At 43.7% G+C, this 11,874-nt stretch carries 9 protein-coding genes, 2 tRNA genes and 1 pseudogene; 4 read left to right on the forward strand and 8 right to left on the reverse strand.

Annotated features, from left to right (window positions below; genetic code table 11):
• Window positions 1–8: 8 nt before the first annotated feature.
• From NDN13_RS12975 to NDN13_RS13010, 8 genes and pseudogenes are all read right to left on the reverse strand, one after another.
• Complete coding sequence (locus NDN13_RS12975; protein WP_251115747.1) at window positions 9–827, reverse strand: putative RNA methyltransferase; 819 nt, start codon at window positions 825–827, stop codon at window positions 9–11.
• A 59-nt stretch (window positions 828–886) separates the two neighbouring features.
• Window positions 887–2,005, reverse strand: coding sequence for a phospho-N-acetylmuramoyl-pentapeptide-transferase (mraY, locus tag NDN13_RS12980; protein ID WP_251115748.1), 1,119 nt, complete (start codon window positions 2,003–2,005; stop codon window positions 887–889).
• Complete coding sequence (locus tag NDN13_RS12985) at window positions 2,006–3,403, reverse strand: UDP-N-acetylmuramoyl-tripeptide--D-alanyl-D-alanine ligase (protein ID WP_251115749.1); 1,398 nt, start codon at window positions 3,401–3,403, stop codon at window positions 2,006–2,008.
• A gap of 22 nt (window positions 3,404–3,425) precedes the next feature.
• Window positions 3,426–4,925 (reverse strand): UDP-N-acetylmuramoyl-L-alanyl-D-glutamate--2,6-diaminopimelate ligase, encoded by a 1,500-nt coding sequence (locus NDN13_RS12990; RefSeq protein WP_251115750.1) that lies wholly within the window; start codon window positions 4,923–4,925, stop codon window positions 3,426–3,428.
• A gap of 3 nt (window positions 4,926–4,928) precedes the next feature.
• Window positions 4,929–6,762: pseudogene (gene ftsI / locus NDN13_RS12995) on the reverse strand (penicillin-binding protein PBP3).
• Window positions 6,763–6,772: 10 nt separating this feature from the next.
• Window positions 6,773–7,111 carry a cell division protein FtsL gene (gene ftsL / locus NDN13_RS13000; protein WP_251115751.1) on the reverse strand — a complete coding sequence of 113 codons (339 nt, stop codon included), beginning with the start codon at window positions 7,109–7,111 and terminating at the stop codon, window positions 6,773–6,775.
• Window positions 7,112–7,113: 2 nt separating this feature from the next.
• On the reverse strand, window positions 7,114–8,034 hold the full coding sequence (gene rsmH, locus NDN13_RS13005) for a 16S rRNA (cytosine(1402)-N(4))-methyltransferase RsmH (RefSeq protein ID WP_251115752.1): 921 nt from the start codon (window positions 8,032–8,034) through the stop codon (window positions 7,114–7,116).
• A 197-nt stretch (window positions 8,035–8,231) separates the two neighbouring features.
• Window positions 8,232–9,227, reverse strand: a complete 996-nt coding sequence (locus NDN13_RS13010) for a sulfate ABC transporter substrate-binding protein (RefSeq protein ID WP_251115753.1) — start codon at window positions 9,225–9,227, stop codon at window positions 8,232–8,234.
• Window positions 9,228–9,696: 469 nt separating this feature from the next.
• Here NDN13_RS13010 and NDN13_RS13015 point away from each other — a divergent pair, with 469 nt between their 5' ends.
• From NDN13_RS13015 to NDN13_RS13030, 4 genes are all read left to right on the forward strand, one after another.
• Complete coding sequence (locus NDN13_RS13015) at window positions 9,697–9,939, forward strand: DUF4179 domain-containing protein (RefSeq protein WP_436898510.1); 243 nt, start codon at window positions 9,697–9,699, stop codon at window positions 9,937–9,939.
• A gap of 105 nt (window positions 9,940–10,044) precedes the next feature.
• Window positions 10,045–11,553 carry a glutamate--tRNA ligase gene (gltX, locus tag NDN13_RS13020; protein WP_251115755.1) on the forward strand — a complete coding sequence of 503 codons (1,509 nt, stop codon included), beginning with the start codon at window positions 10,045–10,047 and terminating at the stop codon, window positions 11,551–11,553.
• A gap of 58 nt (window positions 11,554–11,611) precedes the next feature.
• Window positions 11,612–11,687: transfer RNA gene (locus NDN13_RS13025), tRNA-Ala, on the forward strand.
• Between the two features lie 69 nt (window positions 11,688–11,756).
• A tRNA-Glu gene (locus NDN13_RS13030) sits at window positions 11,757–11,832 on the forward strand.
• The last annotated feature ends 42 nt before the right edge of the window (window positions 11,833–11,874 follow it).

The raw sequence follows: 11,874 nt of genomic DNA on the forward strand, positions 1-11,874 counted from the left end.
AGAAGCCATCACATTGATGGCTTCTTTCTTTTCTGAAACAGATAAATTTGAAAGGCTGCGGTCACCGCAAAGCGCTGTGCCTGCTCTAAGACTTTACGCCGCTCAGGATTGGCTTTGTAGGCATAAGGCGTCATCGCAATTAAATTCTTTAACGCTTGCTGATCCAACTGCATTGCTGCTTCAACAATCTGGGCTTGCTTTAACTCAAACTGAGCATCCAGTTGCTGCACAAACTTCTCCGGCTCATGTAAATTGACTTGCTCAAAGAGGGCTTCACGCAAATCATAGAGATGTTTTGGTGCAGGGGTCACCACAATTAAGTAGCCGTCATCGCGCAACACTCTCACAATTTCATCTTGCGGAATTGGACTAAACAAGCTGGTGCATATATCCAATGCATGATCCTGAACTGGCAATGTCGCCCCTGTTCCCACCACCCAAGTTACCTTGTTATTTAACTTTGCCGCACGTTGTACCGCTGTTTTGGCAATATCAACACCAATACAGTGTTGGATATATGCTTGCATGGCACTGGTGTAATAGCCTTCACCACAACCGATGTCCAAGACTGCCTTGGGTTGCAATTGCTGTAACAAGGCCACAACTGCATGTTGTAAGGGCTGATAAAAACCGGCCTGCAAAAACTCACGCCGTGCCAATACCGACTCTGGCGTGTCTCCAGGGCTTTTACTATGCTTATGCTGAACCACATGCAAATTGACATAGCCCTGTTTGGCTACATCATAATGGTGTCCTTTTTCACACTGCCAAGAATTCGCAACCAAATTCAATGATTGGCGACAAACAGGACACATCAACAAACTCATCTATTTTCTCCAAACATAAAAAAAGCTGGTGATCACCAGCTTCTTTTTTGAATCTTGGTTTAACGTAATTTTAGCGTCATTAAGCCCAATACCACGAGGAAAATGGTAATGATCCAGAAACGAATCACCACTTGTGTTTCCTTCCAGCCTTGCTTTTCATAATGATGATGTAAAGGAGCCATCAAGAATACACGCTTATTGCGCATCCGTAATGAACCGATCTGCAAGAACACCGAAACCGCTTCCATCACAAACACACCGCCCATAATGGCAAATACGATTTCCTGACGAACCATCACCGCAATCGTACCAAGCATTGCACCAAGTGCCAAGGCGCCCACATCACCCATAAAGACTTGGGCTGGATGTGCATTGTACCAAAGGAAGGCCAAACCCGCACCGACCATCGCCGAACAGATCACCACCAGCTCAGAGGTATATTTAACATAAGGAATATGCAAATAATTGGCAAAACGGATATCACCAGATAAATAAGCAAATACACCTAGACCTGCTGCCACCATCACGATCGGCATAATCGCCAAGCCATCTAGACCATCGGTCAAATTGACCGCATTGGATGCGCCATTAATCACCAGATAAGTGAATCCGATAAATGCCAAACCTAAGGGTATTGCTGAGAGTGGAATGGAGAGGTTTTTAAAGAATGGAATCAATAAGTCCAACATATTCGCGGTATGTTCTGCACTGTCTTGTTGTTTTGCAATCACATACAACGCAATACCTGCACCCAAAGAAGCCACTGAAGTCCAGAAAAATTTCTTGCGTGCTGGCAAACCGGCATTGTCTTTATAGCGGACTTTAATCCAGTCATCCGCCCATCCTACTGCACCAAATACTACCATAACGCCCAGTACAATCCAGACATAGGGATTGGATAAGTCCGCCCATAGCAAGGTACTAATTCCAATCGAAAGTAGGATTAAAATCCCGCCCATGGTGGGTGTCCCCATTTTCTTGGCATGGTTTTCAGGCGCAAAAGAGCTCACCGCTTGACCATATTTTAATGCTTGTAATTTACGAATCATCACTGGGCCTAACACCAGTCCGATCGTCAAGGCCGTCAGCAAACTCAATAAAGAGCGCAATGTTAAATAACGAACAACTTGAAACGAACTGTTATAGTCCGCCAATTGTTCAAATAACCATAACAACATTTAAATTTTCTCCATCAAGTCAGCCATCAACGTTTCCATATGGGTATAACGAGACCCTTTAAACAGGAAACTCATTGACTGGGGTTGATGTGTTTGGACTAAATTAATTAAAAACGGTAATGCTTCTGTTTGAGAGGCAAAGGCATGTAACTTTTCTGAATGAGATGAACCTTGTTGCGCTGCTTCAGCGAATTCACCGACGACAACTAGATGCTCTAAAGGTAACGATGCCAAGTCTCGGCCGAGATCATGATGCTCTTGCCAGCTACTGTCACCGAGCTCCCCAATATCGCCCATCACCATGACTTTTAAGCCTTGCTGCTGCAACAAAACCTCTGCTGCTGCGCGCATTGAAGTTGGGTTGGCATTATAGGTATCATCAATAAACAGGTGATTGTGATGTTGAATAAAGTTTAATCGACCTTTGGCCCCTTGCGCTCGCTCCAGACCATGCACGATATCATCCAAAGCAATACCAAGCGCGAGTGCAAATGCAGTCGCTGCAGTGGCATTCTGGACATTATGTGCACCTGCAAATGGTAAATTTACCGCACGATTGCCTTGTGGGGTGTGTAAATTAAATTGTGCTGATTGAGGATGTAATTGCACATCTGTCGTAAAGACATCCCCCCCCTCACCAAAACTCAGCATTGAATGTGTTTGCGCATTCTCACGGATCGTTTCAGAAAAATCATCCTGCGCAGGGACAATTGCAGTGCCTTGAGGCAGAATATGCGCATAGATTTCTGATTTAGCGCGGCAAATGCCCTCGCGTCCACCAAACTCACCCAGATGTGCGGTACCGATATTCAAAATGCCTGCCACATGCGGCTGCACCAAATTCGAGGTGTAATCAATTTCACCTTGATGGCTCGCCCCTAACTCCATCACAGCATATTGATGTTCAGGACGTAGCTCAAGCAACATCATCGGCACGCCCAAATCATTATTCAGGTTGCCGCGGGTAATTAAGGTCGGTGCCAAACCAGATAAAATACTACCCAACATTTCTTTGGTGGTGGTTTTGCCACTACTGCCTGTCAAAGCAATCACTTTGAGTTGTGAATTCTGTTGACGGCGATAAGCACCGAGCTGCCCCAACGCCAGACGGGTATCTTTTACGATCAACTGTGCAATATCCGCATCAACAGGATGTTCGACAATGGCAATTTGACAACCTTGCTTCGCGACTTGCGCGACAAAATTATGCGCATCAAAACGCTCACCTTTTAAGGCAAGAAAAGCATCTCCTGCTTCGGCATGACGTGAGTCGGTTAAAATACGTTTAATTTCACCTTGTGGAATATTGTGCTGAAACCACTCGCCTTGGGTCGCTTGTTGTAATTGTTCTGCGGTCCAAGCTTGTAATGGAACGGTACTGGTGGTTGAAGTATGCATATGCTTTATTTACCTTTTAAGCTTATTGTGCAGAATATGCTGAATCGACAGAATGTGGCTGTGCAGCAATCGCAGACTGCACCTCAACCACATCATCAAACCAGTGACGAACACCATCAATCTCTTGATAGTTTTCATGTCCCTTACCTGCAATCACCACAATATCACCCGCTTGAGCTTGTGCGACCACAAATTTAATCGCTTCACGACGATCATGGATTTCATGCATCCCATGTTCCGCAAAGTGAATCCCGTGTTTCATGTCTGCAAAAATCTGTTCAGGATTTTCAGTGCGTGGATTGTCTGAGGTGAGAATCACAGGATTGGCATGATCAAGTGCAGCCTGCGTCATCAATGGACGCTTGCCACGATCACGGTCTCCACCACAACCAAATACCGCCCACAGCTGCCCCGTGACATGACGCTTTAATGTCGTCAATACCTGAATCAAGGCATCAGGTGTATGTGCATAATCCACCACAAATAGACGCTCCGCATCTTGGATGACTTGCATACGACCCGGTGCACCTTGCAGTTGAGGTACAAACTGGACTAAATCAGCCAAGCTAAAACCGGCAAATTCAGCCGCAATCAAACTTGCCAATAAATTCTCAACATTAAAATGACCAAGCAATGGACTTTGTACTGTGTATGAACCTGTCGGGCTGATCAGGCTAAAACTTGCCCCACTCAGGCGATACTGTAAATCGGCAATATGATAATCCGCCGTCGCTTGGGTTAAGGAATAAGTCAAAATTTGAGGTTGTGCTGGGTTCGCCTTTGCAGCATCCAACATCAGTTGTGCATGCGCATCATCTAGATTAATGACAACCGCTTTTAATGTCGTAAATTTAAACAATAGGGCTTTTGCTTCTGCATAAGCCTCCAAAGTCCCGTGATAATCCAGATGATCACGACTTAAATTACTATATACCGCAATTTCAAGCTCACAACCGTTCAAACGGCCTTGTTCTAAACCATGGGAGCTGGCTTCCAGTGCGACAAAGCCCGCGCCCTGTTTAGCATAGCCATGTAAGGCTTGTTGTAATTGTAAAGCGTCCAAAGTGGTATGTGTTGATGGGGTTAAATTTGGCAGAATCCCATTACCCGTGGTTCCCATCACCGCACAGCCCTTGCCTTGTGAACTGACCAATTCTGCAATCAGACGGGAAATCGTGGTTTTACCATTGGTTCCCGTGACCGCGATTCCGCGCAAGGGCTGTACCGGATCAACTGCCTGCAAATATTGCTTTTGCCATTCGCCCATCAAATAACGCACATCTGGACAGACCCATTCATTCTCAAAACCCAAAGCAGTCTCGCTAATGATCGCCAATGCCCCAGCATCTATGGCATTCTGGGCAAACTGACGCGTTTTTTCAGGCTGGCTATAACTGCTCAGTGCAATAAAAATTTGCCCTTGCTCAACCTTACGACTGTCTAGACAAAAGCCCTGAAAAGGCTGTGTATACCAAGCCGCATCGATGTTGATCGGATGTATCTGTTGAAAACGAATCGACATAATCTACCTACGGATTGGATTTTATAGAAGTATCAAGTGGCTTATCTAAAGGCACATTCAGTAAACGTAAGGACTCTTGCATAATACGTGCAAATACGGGTGCTGCAACCAAGCCACCGTAGTAGCGACCTTGTGGGTTTTCAACCACCACAATCATCGCTAAACGAGGATCGCTAATGGGTGCGACCCCTGCAAACAGTGCACGATATTCGCTGTTTGAATAGCCTTTACGGTCTGCACGCAACTTATGGGCTGTCCCTGTTTTACCGCCGACACGATAACCTGGAATTACCGCCTGTTTCGCGGTTCCGCCTGGCATGGTCACTTGTTCAAGCATCGTGAGGACTTGATCCGCAATTTTAGGGGCCAAAACTTGCGTACCTTCAGGGGCTTTGTCTAACTTACGCAAGCTCAATGGCATTTGCACACCATGATTGGCCAACATGGCATAGCCTTGTGCAACCTGCAAAATCGTTGCATTCAAACCATAACCATAGGCCATAGTCCCTAACTGAGATGGATTGAGCTTATCGCCTGAATAGAGCAGGCCTGCACTTTCACCCGGGAACTTCACCGCCGAACGATGACCAAAGCCCGCACGTCTAAAGAACGAAGGTACGGTATCCTTTGGTAGAGATAGGGCGATTTTAGCCGAACCCACGTTCGAAGATTTAATAATCACGCCTGAAACGGTTAAAGCACCATAGTTATGTGTATCACGAATGGTATGCCAACCTAAACGCATTGAACCCGGTGACGTGTTGACGATGCTATTTGGGGTATATTTACCACTTTCCAAAGCTGCAGCCACGGTAAAGGGTTTCATGGTTGAACCTGGCTCAAACATATCAATTGCGCCACGGTTACGCATCGCATCTTTATTGCTGAGACCATTTTTATCGTTCGGGTTATACGAAGGCCAACTGGTCATCGCCAAAATTTCACCCGTTTTGACATCCACCGCAATCGCTGTTGCTGAGCGGGCATTATTGGCCACACCTGCCGCAGTCAATTCACGGTACATAATATATTGTAAACGTGAGTCGATACTCAGGGTGATGTTTTCACCCGACTCGACTTCTTTAATGACTTCAGAAACTTTGAGGCGGTTGCCCTTTTTATCTCGAATAATTTTTTGCTCGCCATCGACACCTGACAACTGTTTATTCAGTTGCATTTCCAAGCCTTCAATCCCCATTCCTTCACTATTGGTCAAACCAATAATCTGGGCATTCGGTTGCGGCTGCGGATAGTAGCGTTTATAACTTTTCTCGGCGTAAACACCTTGGAAATTGCGCTTGGTAATCAAGTCTGCTTGCTGCGGTGGAATTTCTTTTTGCAACACCAAATAACGTGAGCGTGGGCGCGCCTGCATTTGCTTTTTCAAATCTGCACGATCAACCCCAACAGCATCCGCCAATTCATCAAGGTTTAAATTTTTATCAGGCAATTGGCGTTTTAATTTACGGTTATTCGGATCTTTTTTCAGCTCAGCCGTAATTTCATCAAATTGCTGCTTCGTCTCCCAGTAATCTCTTGGATCAATCACGATTTTCATGATCGGCGTACTAATCGCTAAAGGAACACCATGGCGATCACTGATCACCCCACGCATTGCCTCCAGTCGCTCCGTCCGCAGAATATTGGCATTGGCTTTATTTTGCAGAAAGTCTTTATTGACCACTTGCACATAGAATGCCCGCGCAATCAGTACCACAAAGCACAGCAGCACGGTGCCCCAAAGCAAGTAAAATCGCCACATATCCAAAGCAAGGGTCGGTCTTTCAGAAATGGACTGCTGTTTTTTTCGTATTGGTTTGCTTCGCTTATCTGCCATACAGCATGCCTTATTTATCTTGCTTTGAAGTCATAGGTAAAGAAATCACAACCGTTTGCGTCGCTGGTGGTGAGAACATACGGAGTTGCGTCACTGCACGCGAACCGATCTGGGCAGTTGCCCCAAAGGTTTGCTGCTCAATCAGTAAACGCCCCCATTCTGCGTTTAGATCATCTCGTTCACGCATATATGCACTCAAGTCACGATAATCATGACGATATTCAAACACCTGAAATACCACCATCATTGCACTAGCGAACACCAGTGCAACGAGTACAGCATAAACCGCAATCTTTTTCAGTCCCTTTCTGCTGCTTGATATCATGTCATCATCATTGTTGTTGTTCATTCTCAGCCTTTTTGCTCTAAACGCTCTGCCACACGTAACCATGCACTACGTGAACGAGGATTTGCTTTTACTTCTGCTTCGCTCGCACGAATACGAGAGACTTTCTTTAAACGTCGAGTATCTACCTGTGCTTGAGGCATGCCCCAACCCGAATCTTCAGGTAAGCTCGATTCTTTTTGGATAAACTGCTTGATTAAACGATCTTCCAAAGAATGAAAGCTAATCACGGCCAACTGCCCCGTTGCTTTTAATAAGCTGACAGCTTGCGGTAAAAAGCTCTCGATATCATCAAGTTCTTTGTTAATGGCAATGCGAATCGCTTGGAAGGTTCGCGTTGCAGGATGTTTATGCTTTTCCCACTTTGGATGTGCTGTTTTAACGACTTCTGCCAGTTGTGCAGTTGTAGTCATTTCACCCGCCAGTTTAATCGCTTTGGCAATACGGCGGCTATAACGTTCTTCACCATATTGGTAAATAATATTTGCCAGTTTTTCTTCTTCAATTTCAAGTAACCATTCTGCAGCTGTTGGACCTTGCGAATTGTCCATCCGCATATCCAGTGGCCCGCTTTGCATAAAGCTAAAACCACGTTCTGCCTGATCGAGTTGTGGTGATGAAACTCCAAGATCAGCCATGATCCCATCCACTTCAGTGATGCCAATGTTGTTAAGTTCTGTTTGAATATCGGCAAAACTGGCATGAATGATTTTAAAGCGCGAATCTTCTTGTTCTAATTGTGCTGCAACTTCAAGGGCTTGTGGATCTTTATCAAAGGCATAGACACGTGCATTGGCATCTAATTTGGACAGTAATAGCTTGGTATGTCCACCACGACCAAAGGTCGCATCAACAAAAATACCAGTATCGCGACCTGCCAATACGCCATCAACGGTTTCATGAAGTAAGACAGAAATATGCGACATAAGAAATGAATCAACAGCTGAAAATGTAACTGCACATTATCACCTTGTTTTATGTCAGCACCAAACGACTTTTTGTAGAGAATTCTTAACTTTTCATAGATAAAACCGTTTTTTCATCATTTTTCAGTCAATAAAAAAGCAAATACGGTAAGTATTTGCTTTTTCAATTTTAGTGATGTGCTACCTACAGCGCTGATTTATGGTTTTTCTGCATAAATCTGATCAAATATCGCACCATTCACAAAATGGGTTTTTTGTGCTTTTGCCCATCCACCAAACACATCATTAATTTTGAAGAGCTGAATTTTTGGAAATTGTTGCGCATATTTTGCAGCGACTTGAGGATTCCGCGGGCGGAAATAATATTTCGCAGCCAAATCCTGTCCTAATGGTGAATACAGGAAGTTTAAATAACCACGTGCTAACTGACGATTGCCATTTTTATCGACGGTTTTATCAACAATCGCAACTGAAGGCTCTGCCAAAATTGAAATTGATGGATACACAATTTCATACTTATCTTTACCTAGTCCTTGAGTTGCCAATAATGCCTCATTTTCCCAAGACAACAACACATCACCAATGCCCCGCTCAGCAAACGTCGTTAATGAACCACGTGCCCCTGAATCCAAAACTTTGACATTTTGATAAAGCTTTTTCACCAACTCACGAGCTTTCGCATCATTACCACCCGGTTGTTTAAGTGCATACCCCCATGCCGCCAAATAAATCCAGCGTGGTGCTCCACCTGTTTTCGGGTTCGGAGTAATGATTTCAACACCTGGCTTGGTCAAGTCATTCCAGTCACGAATATTCTTTGGATTACCTTTACGTACCAAGAACACCACTGTTGAAGTGTATGGTGCTGAATTGTCTTTAAATTGTTTTTGCCAGTCTTTACGAATTAAACCTGCATTGGCAATTTCATCAATATCATTGGCCAAGGCCAAAGTCACCACATCTGCCTGCAAACCATCGATGACTGAACGTGCCTGTTTACCTGAACCACCATGCGACTGTTTGAAGTCAACATCTTGTCCTGTTCTTTTTTTCCAATACTGACCAAAAGCCTGATTATATTCTTGATAAAACTCACGTGTTGGATCATAAGACACGTTTAAAAAAGTAGTTGCTGCTTGTGCCACGCCATTTAAGCCCAATGCCAACAATGCTGCTGCGATGACAGTTTTCATTTATTCTTTCTCATTCCACCCCGTTTGTGTTCACTATATTTACTTGAAAATATTTTACAATCATATAGTTATATCAATATATGAGTTGCTATGCTATTTTTTAGATATGCCTCTGAGCAGCTAGAATGACATTTTCACTGTAATTTCTTATATTTTGCAGCTAAAATGAGAAAAATTATCATTCTCCACTTTTTCTACACATTTGCTTGCTAAATTTTACTTGTATACAAAGTAGCCACTTTGCTATAAATACATGGCAACATGTGTCAAATTTTAATATTTTTGTAAAAAGTGTGACGTAGTTATACTTTTTTATTAAGATTTATGTTTAAATCGTATTATTAAAGCAATACTATAGTTGTTTGGTTAGTCTTGTAGACTCAAAATCATGAAGGGGATGTGAGCAATGCGAGCATTAAAATTGAAAAAAGCACTCAGCTTAAGCTTATTTCTAGCAGCTTCTGTTCAAATGGGACATGCAGCGGCAATCAAAGAAAGCAATAACATAAAAAACATTGATAAATCTTCTTCAAGCCTGATTGTTAAAGCGCTTGATCAGCAAAAACGCAACACCAGCATGTTGCCATCGACAGATGATGAATTAAAAATGCTGAATACGATTCGTACTACACCGACACAAACCTTCTTTGCCAGCCAACATGAGCGTTTCTCACGTTTCGTTCAAACCATATTCCAACCGCATACCTCTTAAATTTTAAATATGTGCCCCTTCACATATTTAAATCAAGCCTAGTCATGCTGTGACTAGGCTTTTTCGTTATAATCATTTCAATTTAAATTTAAGCTCCGATCATTTATGAAAGTTCGTACCCGTATTGCGCCGTCTCCTACAGGTTTTCCACACGTAGGCACAGCTTATATTGCGTTATTTAATCTATGTTTTGCCAAACAGCACGGCGGTGAATTTATTTTACGTATTGAAGATACGGATCAACTTCGCTCAACACCTGAATCTGAAAAAATGATTTTAGATTCTTTACGCTGGTTAGGTTTGAACTGGTCAGAAGGTCCAGATGTGGGTGGTCCACATGCACCTTATCGCCAATCAGAGCGTATGGGGATTTATAAGCAATACGCCTTGGATCTGGTTGAAAAAGGCCATGCTTTTTATTGCTTCGCAACCGCAGAAGAACTTGATCAAATGCGTGCTGAACAGCAAGCGCGTGGTGAAACACCGAAATACGACGGTCGTGGTTTAAAACTCTCACAAGAAGAAGTACAACGTCGTCTCGCTGCCTCTGAACCGCATGTGATTCGCATGAAAGTACCAGAAGAAGGGATTTGCAAAATCAATGATCTACTTCGTGGTGAAGTGGAAATTCCTTGGGCACAAGTCGATATGCAAGTGCTGCTCAAAACAGATGGTTTACCAACCTATCATCTTGCCAATGTGGTCGACGACCATTTAATGGAAATCACCCATGTATTGCGTGGTGAAGAGTGGTTACCGTCTGCACCAAAGCATCAATTGCTGTATCAATATTTTGGTTGGGACATGCCTACCCTGTGCCACATGCCACTATTACGCAACCCAGATAAGTCAAAACTGTCGAAACGCAAGAATCCGACCTCAATCAACTACTATCGTGATATTGGTGTTTTACCAGAAGCGTTATTAAATTATTTAGGTCGTATGGGCTGGTCAATGCCTGATGAACGTGAAGTATTCACCCTAGAAGACATGATCCAAAACTTTGATGTACAACGTGTTTCACTGGGTGGCCCAATCTTTGACGTTGAAAAACTCAACTGGCTTAATGGTCAGTGGATCAAAGGATTGACACCTGGGCAACTTCTAGACCGTTTATTGGCATGGAAAAGTGATCGCCAAACCCTTGAAGATATTGCTGCTGCGATCCAACCGCGTATCAATTTACTCTCTGAAGCCGTGAATTGGGCTGGTTTTTACTTCAACCATATGCCACAAATCAGCAAAGAACAGTTCGAAAGCAAAAAATTGACCGAAGAACAAGTTCGTCAAAGCTTACAATTTGCGATTTGGCGCTTAGAAAGTCAGTTCACTTGGAACAATGACACGGTCAGCCAAACCTTGATGGACTTGGCGAATCAGATGGAAATCAAATTACGTGATTTCATGCCAGCCTTCTTTATTGCGATTGCAGGTTCGACCAGTTCAACACCGGTCATGCAAGCAATGGTCACTCTCGGCCCTGATTTGACTTTTGCACGTTTACGTCATGCCCTAGAACTTGTTGGTGGACCAAGCAAGAAAGAGCTGAAAGTTTGGGAAAAGCTAAATGAATCACTAAAATTGCCGAAAAATGATGCAAATAGTGAGACTTAATTCAGTTTAATGATTGACGTGTGAGCGCATCCCCCCTAATATTGCGCTCACACATTCTGGGGTCATAGCTCAGTTGGTAGAGCGCTACAATGGCATTGTAGAGGTCAGCAGTTCGATCCTGCTTGGCTCCACCAGATTCTCGAAATCACAACACGTGACCGGGATGAAAGCTAGATTTTAGTGTTTTATGTGTTGCCTCATCTGTCCCTATCGTCTAGAGGCCTAGGACATCGCCCTTTCACGGCGGTAACCGGGGTTCGAATCCCCGTAGGGACGCCATATTCTTATCTAATAATTATATTTTTCTCACAATCTTTCTCA

It is taken from the genome of Acinetobacter sp. C32I, from assembly GCF_023702715.1.
Classification (GTDB): domain Bacteria; phylum Pseudomonadota; class Gammaproteobacteria; order Pseudomonadales; family Moraxellaceae; genus Acinetobacter.

Coding starts and splice junctions, on each gene's coding strand:
- NDN13_RS12975 (WP_251115747.1), bottom strand. CDS start 827: ATGAGTTTGTTGATGTGTCCTGTTTGTCGCCAATCATTGAATTTGGTT.
- mraY (WP_251115748.1), bottom strand. CDS start 2,005: ATGTTGTTATGGTTATTTGAACAATTGGCGGACTATAACAGTTCGTTT.
- NDN13_RS12985 (WP_251115749.1), bottom strand. CDS start 3,403: ATGCATACTTCAACCACCAGTACCGTTCCATTACAAGCTTGGACCGCA.
- NDN13_RS12990 (WP_251115750.1), bottom strand. CDS start 4,925: ATGTCGATTCGTTTTCAACAGATACATCCGATCAACATCGATGCGGCT.
- ftsL (WP_251115751.1), bottom strand. CDS start 7,111: ATGAACAACAACAATGATGATGACATGATATCAAGCAGCAGAAAGGGA.
- rsmH (WP_251115752.1), bottom strand. CDS start 8,034: ATGTCGCATATTTCTGTCTTACTTCATGAAACCGTTGATGGCGTATTG.
- NDN13_RS13010 (WP_251115753.1), bottom strand. CDS start 9,227: ATGAAAACTGTCATCGCAGCAGCATTGTTGGCATTGGGCTTAAATGGC.
- NDN13_RS13015 (WP_436898510.1), top strand. CDS start 9,697: ATGGGACATGCAGCGGCAATCAAAGAAAGCAATAACATAAAAAACATT.
- gltX (WP_251115755.1), top strand. CDS start 10,045: ATGAAAGTTCGTACCCGTATTGCGCCGTCTCCTACAGGTTTTCCACAC.